General features: G+C 73.8%; 18 protein-coding genes. 6 read left to right on the top strand and 12 right to left on the bottom strand.

Translation table 11 applies throughout. The features are described from left to right. Window positions 1-5: 5 nt before the first annotated feature. The 5 genes from ACU610_RS11370 to nagB all read left to right on the top strand — a co-directional run bounded on the left by ACU610_RS11370 (window position 6) and on the right by nagB (window position 3,486). A complete protein-coding gene (locus ACU610_RS11370) occupies window positions 6-197 on the top strand; it encodes a hypothetical protein (RefSeq protein WP_446767821.1) in 192 nt (63 codons plus the stop codon). 182 nt (window positions 198-379) lie between these two features. Beyond that, the gene (locus tag ACU610_RS11365) at window positions 380-1,444 is read left to right on the top strand and encodes a pyridoxal-phosphate dependent enzyme (RefSeq protein WP_446767820.1); all 1,065 of its coding nucleotides are present in this window, start codon (window positions 380-382) and stop codon (window positions 1,442-1,444) included. Between the two features lie 46 nt (window positions 1,445-1,490). Beyond that, entirely contained in the window at window positions 1,491-2,528 is a 1,038-nt protein-coding gene (locus ACU610_RS11360; protein ID WP_446767819.1) for a Gfo/Idh/MocA family protein, read from the top strand. After that, window positions 2,525-2,701, top strand: coding sequence for a hypothetical protein (locus ACU610_RS11355; RefSeq protein WP_446767818.1), 177 nt, complete (start codon window positions 2,525-2,527; stop codon window positions 2,699-2,701). The genes ACU610_RS11360 and ACU610_RS11355 overlap by 4 nt, the downstream gene beginning before the upstream one ends. Further along, entirely contained in the window at window positions 2,701-3,486 is a 786-nt protein-coding gene (gene nagB, locus ACU610_RS11350) for a glucosamine-6-phosphate deaminase (protein ID WP_446767817.1), read from the top strand. The genes ACU610_RS11355 and nagB overlap by 1 nt, the downstream gene beginning before the upstream one ends. Window positions 3,487-3,686: 200 nt before the next feature. On the opposite strand, the gene ACU610_RS11345 is transcribed toward nagB, so the two are convergent. The 10 genes from ACU610_RS11345 to ACU610_RS11300 form a co-directional block, all read right to left on the bottom strand. Then, a complete protein-coding gene (locus ACU610_RS11345; protein WP_446767816.1) occupies window positions 3,687-4,379 on the bottom strand; it encodes an IclR family transcriptional regulator in 693 nt (230 codons plus the stop codon). A gap of 229 nt (window positions 4,380-4,608) precedes the next feature. After that, window positions 4,609-6,057, bottom strand: coding sequence for an aldehyde dehydrogenase family protein (locus ACU610_RS11340; RefSeq protein ID WP_446767815.1), 1,449 nt, complete (start codon window positions 6,055-6,057; stop codon window positions 4,609-4,611). Between the two features lie 70 nt (window positions 6,058-6,127). Then, a complete protein-coding gene (gene fahA / locus ACU610_RS11335; protein WP_446767814.1) occupies window positions 6,128-7,321 on the bottom strand; it encodes a fumarylacetoacetase in 1,194 nt (397 codons plus the stop codon). Further along, window positions 7,318-8,157 (bottom strand): hypothetical protein, encoded by an 840-nt coding sequence (locus ACU610_RS11330; RefSeq protein WP_446767813.1) that lies wholly within the window; start codon window positions 8,155-8,157, stop codon window positions 7,318-7,320. Before ACU610_RS11330 ends, fahA begins: the two co-directional genes overlap by 4 nt. Then, on the bottom strand, window positions 8,154-9,359 hold the full coding sequence (locus ACU610_RS11325; protein ID WP_446767812.1) for a homogentisate 1,2-dioxygenase: 1,206 nt from the start codon (window positions 9,357-9,359) through the stop codon (window positions 8,154-8,156). The genes ACU610_RS11330 and ACU610_RS11325 overlap by 4 nt, the downstream gene beginning before the upstream one ends. A gap of 115 nt (window positions 9,360-9,474) precedes the next feature. After that, a complete protein-coding gene (locus ACU610_RS11320) occupies window positions 9,475-11,097 on the bottom strand; it encodes an FAD-dependent monooxygenase (protein ID WP_446767811.1) in 1,623 nt (540 codons plus the stop codon). A 20-nt stretch (window positions 11,098-11,117) separates the two neighbouring features. After that, window positions 11,118-12,080 (bottom strand): MBL fold metallo-hydrolase, encoded by a 963-nt coding sequence (locus ACU610_RS11315; protein WP_446767810.1) that lies wholly within the window; start codon window positions 12,078-12,080, stop codon window positions 11,118-11,120. 201 nt (window positions 12,081-12,281) lie between these two features. Further along, on the bottom strand, window positions 12,282-12,578 hold the full coding sequence (locus ACU610_RS11310) for a hypothetical protein (protein WP_446767809.1): 297 nt from the start codon (window positions 12,576-12,578) through the stop codon (window positions 12,282-12,284). A gap of 26 nt (window positions 12,579-12,604) precedes the next feature. Next, a complete protein-coding gene (locus ACU610_RS11305) occupies window positions 12,605-13,954 on the bottom strand; it encodes a flavin monoamine oxidase family protein (protein WP_446767808.1) in 1,350 nt (449 codons plus the stop codon). Between the two features lie 25 nt (window positions 13,955-13,979). Further along, on the bottom strand, window positions 13,980-15,485 hold the full coding sequence (locus ACU610_RS11300; protein ID WP_446767807.1) for an APC family permease: 1,506 nt from the start codon (window positions 15,483-15,485) through the stop codon (window positions 13,980-13,982). 325 nt (window positions 15,486-15,810) lie between these two features. Between ACU610_RS11300 and ACU610_RS11295 the strand changes: the two genes are divergently transcribed. Beyond that, a complete protein-coding gene (locus tag ACU610_RS11295) occupies window positions 15,811-16,398 on the top strand; it encodes a TetR/AcrR family transcriptional regulator (protein WP_446767806.1) in 588 nt (195 codons plus the stop codon). A gap of 3 nt (window positions 16,399-16,401) precedes the next feature. Here the strand turns inward: ACU610_RS11295 and ACU610_RS11290 are convergent, their stop codons facing one another. Both ACU610_RS11290 and ACU610_RS11285 read right to left on the bottom strand, forming a co-directional pair. Then, window positions 16,402-16,995, bottom strand: coding sequence for a TetR/AcrR family transcriptional regulator (locus ACU610_RS11290; RefSeq protein ID WP_446767805.1), 594 nt, complete (start codon window positions 16,993-16,995; stop codon window positions 16,402-16,404). A 47-nt stretch (window positions 16,996-17,042) separates the two neighbouring features. Beyond that, window positions 17,043-19,013: a primary-amine oxidase gene (locus ACU610_RS11285; RefSeq protein WP_446767804.1), complete on the bottom strand. Its 1,971-nt coding sequence runs from the start codon at window positions 19,011-19,013 to the stop codon at window positions 17,043-17,045. Window positions 19,014-19,026 lie beyond the last annotated feature (13 nt).

The raw sequence follows: 19,026 nt of genomic DNA, 5'->3' as shown, positions 1-19,026 counted from the left end.
CGGACGTGGAACTGCACGAGGTGCTCGAGGCGCAGCCGGTGCTCGCCGTCCCATCAGTGGGGGACTGGACCGCACGCGGAGCCCTGGCCGTCGGGCTCGGCACGGCGCTGTGCTCGCGCGAGGACATCCACCGGCGCGACCGGAGGCCGGTCGGGGCCCGAGCGCGCGCCGCCCTCGACCCCGGGGTGCCGGTGTGACCGCCGGGTCGGGACCCGCGACGCCGGCCGGGTCGTCGGTGGGGTCGTCCTCCCCGACGGAGGACCGCGGCGGTGGTCGACGCGCCTACGGGGTGCGGTGCGCGGAGTGCGGGTCGGCCGCGGACCTCCCGGCCTACCGGTGCGCGCAGTGCGGGGGAGTGGTCGTCGTCCACCCGTCTCCCGTGGCACCGGACGACGTGCGCGAGGACCGGTCCCGGACCGGTGTGTGGCGCCGGGCCGGGCTGCTGCCGCGGACGGCGCACGCCGTGACCCTGGGGGAGGGCGCGACCCCGCTGCTGCCGCTGCCCGGCCTCCTCGGCGACCGCGCGCGCGTCCACGCCAAGGTCGAGGCGCTCAACCCGACCCTGTCGTTCAAGGACCGCGCCATGGCACTGGCCGCGTCGGTGGCGCTGGACCTCGGACTGCCCGGCCTGGTCCTGGCGTCGACGGGCAACGCCGCCGTCTCGGCCGCCGCCTACGCCGCCGCCGCCGGCCTGCCGTGCCGGGTGCTGTGCGGAACGGGGTCGAGAGCCGCCCTGAAGCTGGCGGCCGCAGCCGCGCACGGCGCGGACGTCGGACTGGTCGAGGGCGACTACAGCTCCGCGTACGCGCGGGCGGTCCGGGCCGAGGACGAGGGGTGGTTCAACGTGACGACCACCTACCGCAACCCCGTCCTCGCCGAGGCCTACCGGGCGCTCGCCCTGGAACTGCTCGACGACCTCGGCCACGTCCCGGACGTCGTCGTCGTGCCCGTCGGGGCCGGCCCGCTGCTGCGCGGGCTCCTCGGCGGCTTCCAGGACGCCGTCTCCGCCGGGGTCGCGGCCCGCCCGCCCCGGCTCGTGGGGGTCCAGGCGAGGGCCTGCGCGCCCCTGGCCCGCGCCTGGCGGCACGGGAACTGGGCGGCGTCCCTGGCCGAGCCGCCGCCCGTGCTGCCGACGAGAGCCGGCGCGATCGCCGACTCCCTGCGGGGCTACGAACGCGAGGGGCTGCTCACGCTCGAGGCCGTGCGGGACAGCGGAGGAACGGTGGTCGACGTGGGGGAGGACGACATGGCACAGGCGATGACGGCGTTGGCCGGACGCGGTCTCCTCGTCGAGCCGGCGGCCGCAGCCGCCCTCGCGGCGCTGGCCGACGACGAGGTGGCGCCGCTGGTACCGGACGGCGGCAGCGCCGTGATCGTCCTGACCGGCCACGGCGCCAAGGAGCGGCTGGCGGCGGTGCCGGCCGTCGCCGCGGCGGAGGGGTGAAGCGGTGAGGAGTCCCAGGGGACCGGGAGCGGGTCCACGCGTCGTCGTGGCCGGGGTGGGACGGTTCGGCGCGCTGCACGCGCGGGTGTGGCGCGAACTCGGTGCGCAGATCGTCGGGCTGTGCGACGTCGACGAGCGGCGGCTGGCCGACGTCGCTGCAGGCCTGGGCGTGGCGGCGGTCTCCGGTGACCTGCCGAGCCTCCTGGCCCGGGTGGAGCCGGACGTCGTCGTGGTCGTCTCGGACGAGGCGACGCACGCGGACCTGACCGTCACCGCGCTCGAAGCGGGCTGCCACGTGTTCGTCGAGAAGCCGCTGGCGCTGTCCGGTGCCGAGGCATGGCGCGTCTCCGCGGCAGCCGCAGCGGTCGGCCGGGAGGTGGTCGCGGGCCAGATCTCCCGCTTCGCCGCTCCGTACGTGCGCATGCAGCAGACCCTGCGGGGCGGAGGCATCGGCCGGCTGTGTGCCCTGCGGCTGCGGCGCGACTTCAGCCGGCAGTGGTTCCTCTCGTTCGGAGACCGCGTGCACCCCGTCTGGGAGTCGTGCATCCACGACATCGACCTCGCGGTGTCCTTCGCCGGGCGCCCGGTCCAGCGGGTGAGCGCGGTCGCGACACGGGCGGCCGAGGACGAGGCGCCCAGCGTGGTGAGCGCGTTGCTGGAGTTCCGGGGCGGCGTCATCGCCACCGTGGAGTCGGCGTGGCTGGTGCCCGACTCCGCCCCCCGGACACTGGCGGGCGCGCTGGCCCTGGACGGCTCCATCGTCGCCGAGGCCGAGGTCCTGGGCAGCGACGGCATCCTCCGCCAGCGGCTCGTGGCCGACAACCTCGTCGAGTGGACCAGGTCGGGGACCGTCGTCCCCGACCTCTCGCTGTGGCCCGAGGAGGACGGGACGGTCGGCGGAGCGCTCCGACGGGAGGTGGCCTACGCCATCGACGTCTTCCTCGGGCGGCGGCCCGCCGACCGCGTCCCCCTCCAGGAGGTGTGCTGGGGGGTCGAAGCGGCGGAGGCCGTGGTCACGTCCCTGGCGGCGGGCGCACCGGTGGAGGTGCCGGACCGGGGACCGAGCACGGGGAGGGGCCGATGAGCACCGGCCGGGACCTCGCCGGTCCCGACGTCGTGACCCTGGGGGAGCCGCTCGTGCAGCTCTCACCGAACGCCCGGGCGGAGCAGGCCCTGCTGGACCTCGCCCGCGGGGCCGACCTCGTCGTCGGCGGGCGACCGCGGTCCCGACCCACCGTGGAACCGCAGGAGGTCTGATGGAGGTCGTACTGCTGGCGTCCGCAGACGACGCCGCCGCACTGCTGGCCGACGCCATCGACGCGCTCGTCCGTCGGCGGCCGGACGCGGTCCTGGGCCTCGCCACGGGCTCGAGCCCCCTGCTGACCTACCGGAAGCTGGTCGACCGCCACCGGCAGGGGACGGGTCCCTCGTATGCCGCGGTCCGCGCCTTCCTGCTCGACGAGTACGTCGGTCTGCCCGCGGGGCACCCGCAGAGCTACCGGACGACGATCGAACGGGAGCTGACCGGCCACCTCGACATCGACCCCCGCAACGTGCACGCGCCCGACGCGGGAGCCGAGGACCTCCCCGAGGCCGGGCGCCGCTACGACGCCGCCATCGCGGCGGCGGGGGGTGTGGACCTGCAGGTGCTGGGCATCGGCACCGACGGGCACCTGGCGTTCAACGAGCCGGGCTCCTCACTGGCCTCGCGGACGAGGTTGAAGACGTTGACCGCTCGCACCCGGGAGGACAACGCCCGCTTCTTCGGGGGCATCGGCGACGTCCCGCGCCACGTGGTGACGCAGGGGCTCGGCACCATCCTCGAGGCCCGGCACCTCGTGCTCATCGCGAGCGGGTCCGGCAAGGCCGCGGCGGTCGCGGCGGCCGTCGAGGGACCGCTGACCGCGTCCTGCCCGGCCTCGGTGTTGCAGCTCCACCCGCACGCCACCGTCCTGGTGGACGAGGCGGCGGGATCGCAGTTGCGGCGGAGGGACTACTACCGGGAGACCTACGCGGGCAAGCCGCCGTGGCAGGGCCTGTAGCAGGTCCGCCCGATCGGGAGCAGGGAGAGCTGGGCCGTCGGCGTGACCCCGTCGGTCGGCGGTGGAACGGCAGCAGGCCGGCGTGGTCGAGCGTCGTCGCAGTCCCGCGGAGGACGTGGCCACCCGGCACCCGCACCGGCGACGCCGACGAGGACGCGGCTCGCGTTCGCCGGAGGGCGGTGGGAGGGGGACGCCCCGGGTCACCGGAGGGCGGTGGCGACCTCGCGTGCGGCCGCGGCCACCGCCTGGCCGATCTGGGTCATGTCGGCGGCGTCGTCGACGAAGACCACGGCCAGCGCCGCGCGCGCACCCCCGTCGGGACCGAGCACCGGCGCGGCGACCGACCGCATGCCGGGGATGACCTCGCCGTACGAGGTCGCCCACCCCAGCCGGCGGGCCTCCTGGAGGGCCTCCCGGTCCTCGGGCGTGGCGGCCTCGGGCATGAGGAGGGCGAGGCCGGGTGCCCCCTGCCCCACCGGGTGGCGGATGCCCGGCCGGTAGACGACGTGGGCCGGGGAGTCGTGCGGCTCGACGGTGCTCACCGTCACCGTCTCGTCGCCGGCCCGGACGACGAGGAAGGCCGTCATCCCCAGCTGCGCGACCAGGGCGTTGAGCTGGGGGAGTGCCGCCGACTGGAGGTCGGTCCGCACTCCGCGGGCCAGCCCGACCATGCCCAGACCCAACCGGTAGTGCCCTGCCGGGTCCCGCTCGACCAGCTGGTGGTCCTCGAGCGTGCGCAGCAGGCGGTAGGTGATCGACCGGTGCAGACCCAGGGCCTGACCGATGTCCGCGATCGGCTGGGGGGTGCCGACGGTGGCCAGGTGCTCGAGGATCCGGATGCCGCGGTCGAGCGTCTGGGACTGCGGCGCGCTCGCACCGTCGTCTGCCGCCATCGCCGTCCCTCCCCGCGCCGGTTCGCATCCACCCTACGGTCAGCCGGTTCCGCACCCCGGATGCCGCTGGCGGTACGTGGGATGGCGGCCCCACGTGCACGGGATGACGAGGAGCCGCGCCACAGCCGTCGTCCCCGGAGGACGCCGCGGTGCCCCGACGCCCGGTCCGGCCGGACGCGGCACCACCCCTGACGTCCAGGCGGGGTGGTGTCGCGTCCTCAATGGGTCGTCAGCCGTTGATGACCTGCGGGACGGCCACCGCCTTGAGCCCCTCGACGCCGAACTCCAGCCCGTAGCCGGACTTCTTCACCCCGCCGAAGGGGATCATCGGGTGCACGCCGCCGTGCGAGTTGATCCAGACGGTGCCCGCCTCGAGCCGGGCGGCCACGGCGCGCGCCGCCTCCCGGTCGCTGCCCCACACCGAGGCGCCCAGGCCGACGTCGAGCCGGTTGGCCATCGCCACGGCGGAGTCGACGTCGTCGTAGCGGACGATCGGCAGCGCCGGGCCGAACTGCTCCTCGGCCACCAGGGGGTTGTCGTCGTCGACGTCGGCCACGATCGTGGCCGGGTAGAAGTACCCCGGGGCGTCGGGGTCGGGGTCGCCGCCGACGAGGATCTTGGCGCCGGCGTCGCGGGCGGCGTCGACCAGGCGGGCGACGATCTCGTACTGCGCGCGGTTCTGCAGCGGGCCGAGCACGTTCTGCTCGTCGAGCCCGCGGCCCATCGGCATGGCGCGCGCCACGTCGGCCAGCGCCGCGCAGACCTCGTCGTAGACGTCGGTGTGCACGTACAGCCGCTTGAGCGCCGCGCAGGTCTGGCCGGTGTTGATGAAGGCGCCCCAGAACAGGCCCTCCGCGATGGCGCGGGGGTCGACGTCGGGCAGGACGATGCCGGCGTCGTTGCCGCCGAGCTCGAGGGTCAGCCGCTTCACGGTGTCGGCCGAGCTGCGGATGATGGCCTGCCCGGTGGCGGTGGAGCCGGTGAACACGAGTTTGTCGACGCCCGCGTGGCCCGACAGCCGCGCGCCCACGTCACCCCCACCGGGCACGGCGGTGAGCACGTCGGCCGGGAGCACGCTGTTCAGCACCTCGACCAGCGCCAGCACGCTCAGCGGCGTGTACTCCGAGGGCTTGACCACCACGGTGTTGCCCATGCGCAGGGCCGGGGCGACCTGCCAGACGGTGATCATCATCGGCCAGTTCCACGGGCCGATGGCGCCCACGACGCCGACGGGGCGGTACCGCAGTTCGGCGTGGGTCTCGCCGTCGTCCAGCACGGTCTCGCCAGGCAGCTCGGTGGCGGCCGTGGCGCGCAGCCAGGCCGCGCAGGCGCCCACCTCGAAGCGGGCGTTGGGGCCGTTGAGCGGCTTGCCCTGCTCACGGGACAGCAACTCGGCCAGGGGCTCGGCCGCCGCCTCGACCGCGTCGGCGGCGCGCAGCAACAGGTCGGTGCGCTCGGCGTCGGCGCGGGCGCCCCAGGCCGGCTGGGCGGCACGGGCCCGGGCGACCGCGGCGTCGAGGTCCTCGGGGGACCTGAAGGCGACGCGGCCGACGACCTCCCCCGTCGCCGGGTCGAGGACCTCGCGGCCGTCGGGGTCGGTGACGCCGGCCAGCAGGCTCTCGTACGTGGGCGTCTCCGGCGTGGTGGTCACGGGCTCGGTCACGGTCGGGGTGGTCATCGTGGTCCTTCGGTGAGGGGGACGGGGTGGTGCGGGACTGCGGTGGGAACCGGGCGCGGGGAAGGCGTGCTCACAGCGCGGGCGCCGGCTCGATCCGGCCGGTCACCTCGCCGAGGGCGATCCGGCCGCCGTGCGAGCCGGGCGCGGTCGCGGTGATCGTGACGACGTCGCCGTCCTCGAGGAACGTGCGCGTCGACCCGTCCGACAGGGTCAGCGGCTCCTTGCCGCCCCAGGAGAGCTCGATGAACGAGCCGCGCTGGTCCCTGCCGGGGCCGGAGACGGTGCCGGAGGCGAACAGGTCGCCGGTGCGGAGGCTGGCCCCGTTGACGGTCATGTGTGCCAGCTGCTGGGCCGGCGTCCAGTACATGAGGCCGAACGGCGGGCAGCTGACGAGCTCGCCGTTGAGCCGCACCTCGAGGGTCAGGTCCAGGCCCCAGGGCCGGCCGGTGTCGTCGAGGTAGGGCAGCAGCGGCACGTCGCGGACCGGTGCGACCCGGGCCGCCTCCAGCGCGGCCAGGGGCACGACCCAGGGCGAGACGGAGGTGAGGAAGGACTTGCCGAGGAACGGGCCCAGCGGCACGTACTCCCAGGACTGGATGTCCCGGGCGGACCAGTCGTTGACCAGGCACACGCCGAAGACGTGGTCGGCGACGTCGGCCACGGGGACCGGGGTGCCGAGCCGGGACGGCGTGCCGACGACGAAGCCGACCTCGGCCTCGATGTCCAGCCGCTGCGACGGGCCGAACGTGGGCGCGTCGTCCGTCGGCGCCTTCCGCTGCCCGTTGGGTCGCACGACCGGGGTGCCGGAGAGGGCCACGGTGCCGGCGCGGCCGTGGTAGCCGATCGGCAGGTGCTTCCAGTTCGGCGTCAGCGGCTCCGAGTCGGGGCGGAACATCCGACCGAGGTTCTCGGCGTGGTGCTGCGAGCTGTAGAAGTCGACGTAGTCGGCGACCTCGACCGGCAGGTGCAGCGTCACCTCGGAACGCGGCACGAGGTGCGGCTCCACCCGCGCGCGGTGGGCGTCGTCGGTGAGCCACTCGGTCAGCCGGGCGCGCAGGTCCGCCCAGGCCTGCGGCCCGCGGGCCATGAAGGCGTTGAGCGAGCCGGTGGCGTGCACGTCGTCCCCGGTGGCCGCGGCGAGATCGAGCACGGAGTCGCCGATCGCGACGCCGGTGCGGCGGCGACCGGAGGCGTCGGAGAAGACGCCGTACGGGAGGTTGTCCAGGCCGAAGCCGGTGCCGGCGGGCAGGTCGAGCCAGCTCATGCGGGGGTCCGTTCCAGGGAGGGCAGCAGGCCGAGGTCGACGAGGTCGTCGACCGGCTCGAGGACGCTGCAGGTGCCGAAGGAGGTGAAGACGGCGCGGGCCCGGGCGGCGCGGTCGGCCGGCCAGGAGCGCACGGCGGTCGCCACGGTGCCCGGGTCGGTCTCGTCCAGCCACTCCGACGCGACCGTCGGCGGCGCACCGGAGGCGAGCACCGAGGCCGCGAGCAGCACGTTGAGGAAACCGTGGTGCTCGAAGCCGGTGCCCGGGTCGGTGTGCCGGACGGCGTGGTGCAGGCCGGCGGTGCACTTGACCGCGAGGCCGCGTGCGACGCAGGCGTGCAGGGTGGCGGCGAGCTCGTCCGGGGAGGGGAACAGGGCCGCGCGCACCCCGCCGGTGCGCAGCTTGGCGCGGTACCGGGTGCCGGCCAGGACGTCGAGCACCTCGTCCCGGGCGGCCGTGCGCGGCAGCTCGACCGCCGCCGGCACGTCAGGGGGCAGGACGTCGTCGAGGACCTGGACCGCCTCGCGGGCCGACGCGGCGTCGGTGGCGACCGGGACCTCGACGGCGGCCAGGGTCAGCCCCGGGTGGGCGGTGACCCGGGCCGCGGCGGCCGGCAGGTCGCCGGCCGCCGCGATCAGCGAGACGCCGAGCGGTTCGCCGCCGCCGAGGTGCTCGGCGAGCTCGTCGAGCCGGGCCGCCGGCACGACGAACGGCCCGACGAGATCGCCGAGCTGCGCCCGCAGCCGCCGGTGCGCGGGCACGGCGACGGCCATCGGCGCGTCCCCGGGCGGGAACAGGGCGGCGTCGTCGAAGAGCCCGTCGAAGCGCACGGTCATGCCGAGGGACCCCGGCCCGACCAGGTCCAGGCGTACTTCCCGTCGTCGACCGCGATCCCGGCCTCGCCGAGGTCCAGCGGGCGGAAGGTGTCGACCATGACGGCCAGCTCGTCGAAGGACTCCACGCCGAGCGAGCGCTCCACCGCGCCGGGCTGCGGGCCGTGGCTGTGCCCGCCGGGGTGGACCGAGATCGAGCCCTTGCCGATGCCGGAGCCCTTGCGGGCCTCGTAGTCGCCGTCGACGTAGAACATGATCTCGTCGCTGTCGACGTTGGAGTGGTAGTAGGGCACCGGCACCGCCAGCGGGTGGTAGTCGACCTTCCGCGGGACGAAGTTGCAGATCACGAAGTTGGAGCCCTCGAAGACCTGGTGCACCGGCGGCGGCTGGTGCACCCGGCCGGTGATCGGCTCGTAGTCGGCGATGTTGAAGGCGTAGGGGTAGAGGCAGCCGTCCCAGCCGACGACGTCGAAGGGGTGCTCGGGGACCACGTGGACGGTGCCCGCGAGGCCGCCGGGGCCGTTGCCGCGGTGCTTGACGTAGACCTCGACGTCGGTGCCCTCGGCGAGCAGCGGCTCGGTCGGGCCGCGCAGGTCGCGCTCGCAGTAGGGGGCGTGCTCGAGGAACTGCCCGTACTTCGACAGGTAGCGCTTGGGCGGGGCGATGTGGCTGTTGGCCTCGATCACGTACGTGCGCAGCGGCTCGGGACCGGTGGGGACCCAGCGGTGGGTGGTGGTCCGCGGGAGGATCACGTAGTCGCCCTGGCCCACCTCGAGAGCGCCGAAGGTGGTCTCCACCGTGGCGCTGCCGCGCTCGACGTAGACGCACTCGTCGCCGGTGGCGTTGCGGTAGTACGGGCTCGGCAGCGACGACACCGCGTAGGAGATGCGGACGTCGCCGTTGCCCAGCACCAGGCGCCGGCCGGTGACCGCGTCGACGGCCTTGTGCTCCTCGCCGGGGAACAGGTCGTGCAGCTTCAGGTGCCGCGGCACGAGCGGCGCGTTGGGGGTCAGCGACTGGTCGGGGAGCTCCCACGGGCGGGCGTCGACGATCGCCGACGGGACGCCGCGGTGGTAGAGCAGCGAGGAGTCGCTCGAGAACCCCTCCTCGCCGACGAGCTCCTCGTAGTACAGGGCACCGTCGGGACGACGGAACTGGGTGTGCCGCTTGGGTGGGACCTCGCCCACCTGCCGGTAGAACGCCATGACGAACTCCTTCGGGTCATCGGCCCCCTCCCGGGTCCCCGGCCCCACCCTGAGCGGAGCGAGGGGTGGGGAGGACGGGGTCCTGCTGCGCGGGGTGGGGAGGAGGGGGCCTTGCTTACGCCGGGACGGGGGTGGGGACGGTGCGGGCGAGCAGCCGGGCCACCGCGGGGGTGACGTCGGCGGAGCGGGTGAGGACGGCGGCGACGTGCGCGTCGGGACGCAGCACCCAGACCTCGTCGGGGCGGGCGCCCAGGGCCTCGCGGAGCAGGCCGCTGGGGTCCAGGTCGCCCATCCGGTGCACGGTCACCGGCAGATCGCCGAGCTCGGGCAGATCCGGCAGGACGGCGTCGTCGCCGACCAGGACGGTGACGCCCTCGCGGGCCAGCTGGCGCAGCCGGACGACGTCGGGCCGGTCGGGCACGGTCACCGGGCAGTCCGGCACCAGCACGCCGGGGGCCGGCACGGGGACGTCGCCGCGCGCCGGGCGCCCCGGGAACGGGCGTGCCGGGTCGGGGGTCGTGAGCGGTGAGTCGACGTACCAGAACGGCTCGGCCAGCCGGCCGGAGTCGACCTGCGCCCGTGCCTCGGGATCGCCGGCCGCGCGCTCGAGGACGTCGAGCCGGTGGCGGGCCTCCTGCTCGCTGCGCGGCACGAGGAAGTTCATGGTCGCGGTGGTGACGTTGATGTTCTCCAGCGCCGCGGCGTGCCGCTCTGCGTGGTAGCTCTCCAGCAGCTCCTCGGGGGCCCAGCCGCGGCGGACGAAGGCGATCTTCCACGCGGCGTTCTCGGCGTCGAGGACGCCGGAGTTCAGGCCGCGGGCGCCGAACGGGCTGACCAGGTGCGCCGCGTCGCCGGCGACCAGCACCCGCCCGACCCGCATCCGGTCCACCAGCCGGGAGTGGAAGCGGTAGACCGACTTCCACACGACCTCGTAGGGCCGGTCGCCGATCACCTGGCGGATGCGCCGGTCCAGTCCGCCGGAGGCCTCCTCCGTAGCCAGGTCGAAGTCCGGGGGCACCTGCCAGTCGATGCGGAAGGTCGAGTCCGGGCAGGGGTGGATGAGCACCTGGCGGCCGGGGTTCCACTCCGGGTCGAAGTAGAACCGGCGCTCGGTCTCCCACCCGGGCAGGTCGGTGCGGATGTCGCAGATGAGGAAGTAGTCCTGGAAGGACTCGCCGGGGAAGCTCAGCCCGAGCATCGAGCGGACGTCGTCGCTGCGGGGGCCGGGGCAGGCGACCGCGTGCGAGCCGCGCACCCGCACCGCCCCCTCGGCGGTCTCGCAGGTGACGGTGACGCCACCGTCCCCGTCCGCGGAGCCGTCCTGGTCGATGCCGGTGACCCGGTGGCCCCAGCGCACGTCGATCAGCGGTGAGGCGGCGATCCGCTCGTCCAGCAGCGCCTCGGTCTCGCACTGCGAGACGTTGACGAACGGCGGGAAGGGGGAGCGGCCGCGGTCGGCGAAGCTGAAGGAGAACAGCTCGGCGTCGCGGTGGAAGGTGCGGGCAGTGGTCCAGGTGACCCCGCGGCGCGCGACCTCGGCACCGACGCCGACGGCGTCCCACACGTCGAGGACGTCGCGCTGCTGGCAGATCGCCTTGCTGCCGATCGGGTCACGCTCGGGACGGGCGTCGAGCACGACGACCGGCAGGCCCCAGCGGGCCAGCAGGAGCGCGGCGGTCTGGCCGACCGGGCCGCAGCCCAGGACGAGCACCGGCGGGCCGGGAACGGGAGTGGTCATCGGAGGGGACTCCTGTCGGGTCAGCCCTGCAGCTGGTCCCACACGGCGCGGTCGCGCTCGGCGGTCCAGATGACGGGGCGCTCGGTGCCGGAGAACTCGTCCCACAGCCGCGAGACGTCGAAGGGCAGGCAGTGCTCGAAGATCGGCCAGCGCCCGTACTTCGGGGCCAGCGCGGCGTGGGTGGCCTCGAAGGCCTGCTTGAGGGTGCCGCCGGCGCGGTGCACCTCGCCGACGGTGCGCTGCATGGTGAGCAGGAAGTCGCGGGTCTGCTCGATGGCGGCGTCGACCTCGTCGCGGCCGCGCGCGATCCTCCCGCGGCCACCGACCAGCTGCTGCGCCCCGAGGGCCTTGACCCGGTCGAGGGTCCCGGCGGCCCAGTCGAAGTGGAAGGCGTCGCCGGTGTAGAGCGCGGCCTGCGACTCGACGAGGTCGCCGGCGAAGAGGATCTCCTGCTTGGGCAGCCAGGCGACGATGTCGCCCTCGGTGTGCCCGCGACCGAGGAACTCCAGCACCAGCTCGCCGCGGTCGCCGCCGAGCTCGATGGTCAGCTTGTCGCGGAAGGTCATCGTCGGCCAGGTGAGGCCCGGGATCGACTCGGGCTCCTCGAACAGCCGCGGCATCCGGCCGTACTCGCTCTCCCAGTCCTGCTGGCCGCGCTCCTCGATGAGGTGCTTTGTCTGCTCGGAGCTGATGATCACCTCGGCGTCGAACGCGCTCGCGCCCAGCACGCGGACGGCGTGGTAGTGGCTGAGCACCAGGTAGCGGACCGGCTTGGCGGTGTGCTCGCGCAGCTTGGCCAGCCAGCGGCGGGCGGCCACGGGGGTGGCCAGCGCCTCGAAGCAGACGAGGAAGTCCTCGCCCTCGATGGCGCCCAGGTTCGGGTCGCCCTCCGCGGTCAGCGCGTACACGCCGTCGGCGAGCACCTCGAGGGTCTGCTCCTTGACGCCGAGGTCGGCGGAGGAGGCGAAGGGCTTGGCTGCCATGGGGAGGTCTCCGGGAAGCTCTGTCCGATAATCGGATGAACAGTTCGTTTACAGGTCCAACGGTACGTCGGTGTGGTGGCCGGCACAAGAGGCCGGGCGGCCTTTCCCGGGGTTCGTCGAGGGGTCGCCGCGATCCCGCATGCAGCGGCGCCGGACGCCCGAGAGGTCGTCTCGGGCGTCCGGCGCCGCGTGCATCCGAGCTCAGTCGCGAGGCATCCAGGCCATGTCGATCGAGACGACCTCGCTGACCGCGGCCATCCGGCCAAACTCCGGCATGTCGGCGGCCTTCGCGTTGGCCGCCTCGGCCTGGTCGACGCTGTCGTAGACCCAGACGTCGGTCCACAGGCCGTCCTCGCCCTTCGCGATGATGGGCGCGGCCACGAAGCCGGGGATGGCGGCGGCGACGGCGGCGACGGCGCCGGGGCGACTGGCCAGGAACTCCTCCTCCTGGCCCTCGTGGACGCGGATGTGGACGAACTCGACGAGGTGCTGCTTCACGGTGGTTCCTCTCGGTGGTCGGGGGATCAGGACGGGCTGAGGACGGTGTCGTCGATGGCGGGGAACGCGTCGACGGTGGTCAGCAGTGCGTGCACCTCGCGGCCGGCGCGCATGCCGCTCTCGATGGCGCCGTCGATGAACCCGGCCCAGCCGTTCGCGTAGTCCGAACCCGCGACGAAGACGCGACCCTCTGGGCGCTGCAACTCGGCGAGTGATCCGGTGAGCTGGCCGGCCCGCTGCATCGGCCACGTCTCGCCGGAGAGCTCGTCGGCGACCCAGTCGTGGCTGGCGACCTCGAGCACCTCGGCATCGGGCAGCCAGGTGCGCAGCGCCTCCTGGACGGCGGCGGGGTCGGCGCCGTCGAGGCGCTCGCTGACCGAGCCGAAGGCGACCACGAGCGTCTCGCCGTCGGCGACGTGCTCGACCTGGCACAGCGTCAGCGCGGCGGAGCCGGGGGCGAGGGCGACGAACGGCTCGTACTCACCCCGCAGCCGGGCCCACACCTTGACGCCCTGGGAGGCCTGGCCCTGGTGGGCGGCTCGCCGCTTGCCCTCCGACAGCGGCGGATCGAAGCTCACCGAGTCCAGCATGTTCAGCGGCAGGGTCGCCACGACCGCGGCCGCGGTCAGGGTGGCGCCGTCCTCGAGCGTGACGGTCACCCCGGTGTCGTCCTGCGCGACCGATACGACCCGGGTGTTCGTACGGATCTCCACGCCGGCGTCAGCGGCGATCGCCTCGATGAGGCCACGGGTGCCGCCGACGACCTTGTAGGTGGCACAGGCCTCGAACATCAGCTGCCAGCTGCCGCCGGCCAGAGCGCACCAGCGCAACGCCTGGGCGTAGCCGCCGTCCTCGGTGCGGCCGCTGAAGTTGGTCGCCCACATCCCCTCGACGGCGTCGAACTCCTCGGGACCCAGGCCGAGCTGCTCCAGCTTCTGCCGGACGGTCAGGCCGTCGACCTCGGCGAGCCGGTCGCCGGCGAGCAGCGGCTGGTACGGCTGCGGGAAGTAGGCGAGCGACTCTTCCGTGCTGCCGGCCATGCCCCGGTCGACCAGCCCGAGCAGCTCGTCGGCCGTGCCGCTGTGCACCGTGCCGCCGCTGCGCCAGTAACCCTTGACCGGCGTGGGGGAGGGGGTCACGCCGATGCCGTAGCGGCTCAACTCGGCCCAGGTGTGGGGCTGGATCCAGTGGACCCAGGTGCCGCCCATCTCCAGGTCGTGGCCGAGCCGGGTGTCGGTCCAGGTGCGGCCGCCGATGCGGTCGCGGGCCTCCAGCACCAGCACCCGGTGCCCCTGCCGGCGCAGCTCGCGGGCGGCGGTGACACCGGCGAAACCGGCACCGACCACGATGACATCGGTGTCGTGCGAGGTGGACATGTCTCTCCTTGCGTTTCCGGTGTGGTCAGGCGGTGGGGGTGGTCGGCGCGAGAACTGCGGTCGGTGAGGGGGCGGCCGTCAGCACGTCGTCGGCCGGGCGCCGGCGCAGCGACTCCAGGACCACGCCGACGAGCAGCACCAGCGGGACGGAGAGGACCAGCGGCACCGCGGTGCCCAGGGAGCCCCCGATCAGCAGGGTGAAGTTGGTCAGCACCAGCCCCGCCAGCGCGGCGATCAGCACCGCGGCGAGGACGGGCGCGACGAGCGTCTGCCACGGCCGGGTGTCCAGCCGGGTACGCCGGAAGAAGACCACCACCGAGATCGACGTGAGGAGGTAGAGGACCACCAGGCCGAGGACGGCGACGCCGCTGAACCAGGCGAACAGCGTGAGCACCGGGTCCAGGCCGAGCACCGCGAACGGCATGACCAGCACCAGGGCTAGCACCGTCTGCAGGCCGCTGGCGACGAACGGCGCGCCCTGTCGTGTCGTGCGGGAGACGACCGCCGGCAGTGCCCCGCCCTCGCCCAGCGAGTGCACGTACCGGTTGGAGGCGTTGTGGAAGGCGAGGATCCCGGCCAGCAGAGACGTCGCCAGGAGGACGCCGCCGACCTCGGCCGCCCACGGGCCCAGGGCATCCGAGATGGCCGCGAACAGCAGCACGGTGCCGTCCCCGGACTCCAGTGCGCCACCGGCGGCGGCGACGACCTGGTCGGCGCCGTAGGCGCTGACCACCATCCAGGAGACGAAGGCGAAGAACAGTGCGATGGTGGCGACGGCGAGGTAGGTGGCCCGCGGGACGGTGCGGGCGGGGTCCTTCGCCTCGGCCGAGTAGATGGCGGTGGACTCGAAGCCGAACATCGACGCGATGCCGAAGGTCAGCGCGATGCCCGGCGCGCCGGCCAGCAGTGCCGACGGCCAGAAGCTGGCGCCGGGGTCCAGCCCCTGGGGCCCGCCGCCGGTGAACAGGGTGACCAGGGCGAAGGCCAGCAGGATCCCCATCTCCCCGGCGACGAGCAGCGCCAGGAACCGGGCGCCGAGCTCGATGTTCAGCGAGCCGAGCACCTGGATCAGGACCATCGTCACCAGCGCGCACGCCCACCACGGCGGGGCGACGCCCAGGTACGTGTCGGCCAGGGAGGACACGATGACCCCGTACAGGCCGTACATGCAGGCCTGCACCGTGTTGTAGGACCACAGTGCCAGCAGCGCCGACCCGGTGCCGAGGCGCCGGCCCAGCCCGCGGCCGATGTAGGCGTAGAAGGCGCCCTCGGCGGTGACGTGCCGGCTCATCGCGATGAAGCCCACCGCGAACAGCGCGATGACCAGGCCGACGACCAGGTACGCGGCCGGCGCCCCCGCGCCGTTGCCCAGCGCCACGGCCAGCGGCAGGGCGCCGCCGATGCCGGTCAGTGGCGCCTGGGCAGACAGGACGAAGAACAGGATGCCGACCACGCCGATGGCGCCACGCTTCAACTGGCTGTGGTCGTTCCGCTCACGCGCAGGCGCGGCGGTCTGGGTCGAGTGGGACATGGTCGCTCCGGTGGAAGGCGGCGGGATCCGGGCGCCGGGGTGCGGAGACCCCGGCGACGGGGGACGGGCGTCGTCCTGCATCGGGACGACGAACTGCGGAGTGCCGGAGACGCAGAACTATCCAGATGGATAGATGTGGGCGCCGACACAAAGATGCATGCTGCTGCGAAACTGGTCAAGTGGTCAGTTCGAGGTCTGTCGCGGTGGCCTCGGCCGGCGTGCGGGTGGGATCGCCCGTGTCGAACGCGCCGCGCCACCGTGGCCGGAGGGATCTGCCTCCGGCCCGTCGGCGGTGCGTACCGTCGCTCCAGAGGATCGGGGGGACATGACAGGGATCGAGACGACGGGGGTGGCCGCGCGCCCGGCGCCCGGCTACGGGGAGGGGCGGCGGGCGCTGCTCGCGGCAGCCGTGCACGTGGTCGCCACCCGGGGGCTACGGCACCTGACCTACCGATCCGTGGCGAACGAGGCGGGTGTCGCCCACGGGCTCGTGGCGCACCACTTCGGCTCGCGGGACGCACTGCTGAAGGCCGCCCTGGAGTTCTCGCTGGCCAACAGCGTGGGCTCCATCAGCGCCGACCCGGGCAGCGGTGATCTGGAAGCCCTGTTCGCCGGTGTCGTCGAGATGGTCCAGGCCAACCCCGACGACCAGGCATTCCAGTACGAGCTGATCCTCGAGGCCCGACGCCGCCCGGAGCTGCGCCCGCACGTGGAGGAGGTCTACGCGACCTATCGGCAGGCGCTGCGAGGCGAGCTGGAGGCTGCGGGCATCGATGCGGACGACGGCCTGGTCCACCTCGTGTTCGCGGCCGTCGACGGACTGGTCTTCCAGCAGGTGTGCCTCGACGACTCGGCCGGTGCGCGGGCGGGCGTCGAGCGGTTGCGCACCCTCCTCCGCCCGCTCGCCCGGTAGTCCTCAGCCGGCGCGGAGCCCCGCGAGGAACGCGTCGAGCATCGCGACCTGGGTCGCCGCAGGGGTCGGTGTCCCCGGGGTCGTGGCGAGCACCTGGAGCCCCATGGCCATGGCGAGGAGTTGCTCGGCCAGGACGTGGTCCGGCGTCCCCGCCGTGACGTCGCCGTCCTCCCGGGCCTGCTGCAGCAGCTCCGTCAGCTCGCGACGCCAGCGCTGCATCGCCTCGTCGTTGAGCTGCGCGAAACGCTCGTCGGCGACGGTGCGGCTCCAGAACGGGAGGACGATCCGAGCCTCCAGCCGGGTCACCTCGCTCGTCGGCATGACCTCGACCAGGAACGCCCGCAGAGCCGCCACCCCACGCAGGCCGGCAGTCGCCTCGCGGATGCGGTCGTTGGTCCGGTCGAAGACGTAGCCGTAGGCGGCCTCGACGAGCGCGTCCTTGTTGGCGAAGTAGTAGGCCAGCGCGCCGTTGGCGTAGCCGGCCTCGCGGGCGATCTCCCGCATGGTCGCGGCGTCGGCGCCCCGGGTGGCCATGAGCCGCCAGGTGACCTCCAGGATCTCCCGGCGTCGTTGCTCGCGGTCCACCAGCTTGGGCACGGGACTCCTGACTGTCGTCGGTGGCGTCAGTGTGCCCAACCGCGGACTCAGCCATGGCAGCAGCTCTCCTCCCCCGCGTCACCGCCGGGACCGGCGGCGCGGCTGCGGCAGTGGGCGCTGGCGTTCGGGGGGACGTCGAGGGTGGGGTTGCGGTCGAAGAAGCCGACCGGCTTGAGCCGGAAGCCGGTGTGGTCGACCGGCATGACCGGCCAGTCCTCGGGCCGGGGGACGTGGGTGAGGCCGAAGGTGTGCCAGACGACGAGGTCGGTGCCCTCCAGCTCGCGGTCGGCCGCGACGTACTCGGGCAGGCCCGCCCCGCCGGGGTGCTGGTTGACGAAGTCGCCGGCCGCGTAGCGCTCGGCCGGGTCGTAGGCGGTGACCCACAGGTGCTTGGCGGCGAAGGTGGCCCGGCGGTGGATGGGGCTGTCCGGGTCGGCCAGCAGGGTCGGCTGGCCCTCCGGCAGCAGCGCGTAGGCGACCGGCTCGCCCAGCCGGTTGCGGCTGTTCGGGTTGCTGACGTGCCAGATGCGGCCGACGGACTGGTCGGCCATCCGCTGGGCCTCGGACTCGCGGCTCAGCGTCGTCCGGCGCTGGGCGAAGGCGTTGCCGCGCGGGTTGTCCGGGCCCATCGGGACCCGCACGAAGTCCAGCTCCTCGACGGTGTTGGTCGGGCCGTCGACGGCCATGTCCAGCCGGGCGCTGAACAGGTGCTGGTGGAACGGGGCGCCCAGGCCGGGGGCGATCTCGGAGGCGTAGGGGTAGCCGTTGCCGGGGTGGGCGGAGGTGAAGACGATGCCGGTGGCCTTGACCTCGAACCCGATGGTGCCGTCGAGGTAGAGGTACCAGTAGAAGCCGTAGTCGTAGTTGCCGATGGTGGTGAAGAAGCTGATCACCATGCGGCGCTGGCGGCGGGTCTCTGCGGAGCCGGCCCACAGGTCGGTGTGCTTCCAGAGGATCCCGTAGTCCTCCTCGTGCATGCAGATGGCGTTGCGCAGGACCTGGGGGTTGCCGCGCTCGTCGGCGATGACGGCGTCCATGTAGGTGATGTCGCCGAGGCAGTCGCAGCCGAGCTCGAGGGCGTTGGCGTAGCGGCCGACCAGGTACTCGCCGGTGTCGAAGTAGTTCTGCCACGAGCGGACGGGGGAGGGGTCGGCGTAGGGGACGACCATCTCGGCGATCGAGGCGCGGTGGATGATCGGCCGCAGCCGGCCGCCGTCGACGAACCCGATTTGGTGCAGGGTGAGCCCCTCGCGGGCGTCGAACCCGACCCGCAGCTGCCACCCCTCCCAGGTCAGCAGGTTGCCGTCGAGGGTGAAGCTCGGGCCCTCGGGCTGGGTGATCTCGATCGGCTTCTGCGTGGTCCGCACCGGCCCGGTGACCGCCGGGTCGTGGAAGTTGCCCGACTCCTCGGGAACCGGCACCGGGCCCTGGTCGATCACCTGGGTCACGGTCTTGGCCATGACGTCGACGTAGGCGACCAGCCCGTCGATCGGGTGGGCCCAGGCGTGGTCGCTCGGGTGGTCCTGGCGGAAGGCCAGCCCGCGCAGGATCCGCCGTCCCTCCTCCTCCGGGTACTCGAACACACCGGCCGACAGCGGGGCGACCCGCACGTCCGCCACGTCCAGATCGCGGGCGGCCAGTGCGGCCAGCCACCGCTCGTCGGTGGAGAGGACCTCCTCGACGAGGGCGAACTCCTCGTCGAGCACCGGCAGCTGCCCGTCGGTGGCGGCGTCCAGGGCCCGGTCGGAGACGATCTCGCGCTGGGTCACCGAGACCACGACGTCCCGGGCGGCGGGGCGCGCGACGTCGTGCAGCAGGGCGCGGACCCGCCGGTCGAGGGACGGCGCATCGCCGGAGAGCGATCCCTTCTCCGGCTCCTCCAGGCCGACGTACACGAAGCGGGTCGTGTCGGCGACCAGCCCGGCGTCGGTCAGCACCTGGCGGGCCGTGGTGACCTCGTCCGCGGTGAGTTGCTCGAGGGGGTGCGTCGCCGTCGGCGTCGTGACGGGTGCGGCCATGGGGGCTCCCTGT

This window comes from Geodermatophilus sp. URMC 61 (assembly GCF_052931555.1).
The sequence above is the reverse complement of the archived record's forward strand: the minus strand, read 5'-3'. Positions and strand labels throughout refer to the sequence as shown.

Coding starts and splice junctions, on each gene's coding strand:
- ACU610_RS11355 (WP_446767818.1), top strand. CDS start 2,525: ATGAGCACCGGCCGGGACCTCGCCGGTCCCGACGTCGTGACCCTGGGG.
- nagB (WP_446767817.1), top strand. CDS start 2,701: ATGGAGGTCGTACTGCTGGCGTCCGCAGACGACGCCGCCGCACTGCTG.
- ACU610_RS11345 (WP_446767816.1), bottom strand. CDS start 4,379: ATGGCGGCAGACGACGGTGCGAGCGCGCCGCAGTCCCAGACGCTCGAC.
- ACU610_RS11340 (WP_446767815.1), bottom strand. CDS start 6,057: ATGACCACCCCGACCGTGACCGAGCCCGTGACCACCACGCCGGAGACG.
- fahA (WP_446767814.1), bottom strand. CDS start 7,321: ATGAGCTGGCTCGACCTGCCCGCCGGCACCGGCTTCGGCCTGGACAAC.
- ACU610_RS11330 (WP_446767813.1), bottom strand. CDS start 8,157: ATGACCGTGCGCTTCGACGGGCTCTTCGACGACGCCGCCCTGTTCCCG.
- ACU610_RS11325 (WP_446767812.1), bottom strand. CDS start 9,359: ATGGCGTTCTACCGGCAGGTGGGCGAGGTCCCACCCAAGCGGCACACC.
- ACU610_RS11320 (WP_446767811.1), bottom strand. CDS start 11,097: ATGACCACTCCCGTTCCCGGCCCGCCGGTGCTCGTCCTGGGCTGCGGC.
- ACU610_RS11315 (WP_446767810.1), bottom strand. CDS start 12,080: ATGGCAGCCAAGCCCTTCGCCTCCTCCGCCGACCTCGGCGTCAAGGAG.
- ACU610_RS11305 (WP_446767808.1), bottom strand. CDS start 13,954: ATGTCCACCTCGCACGACACCGATGTCATCGTGGTCGGTGCCGGTTTC.
- ACU610_RS11300 (WP_446767807.1), bottom strand. CDS start 15,485: ATGTCCCACTCGACCCAGACCGCCGCGCCTGCGCGTGAGCGGAACGAC.
- ACU610_RS11295 (WP_446767806.1), top strand. CDS start 15,811: ATGACAGGGATCGAGACGACGGGGGTGGCCGCGCGCCCGGCGCCCGGC.
- ACU610_RS11285 (WP_446767804.1), bottom strand. CDS start 19,013: ATGGCCGCACCCGTCACGACGCCGACGGCGACGCACCCCCTCGAGCAA.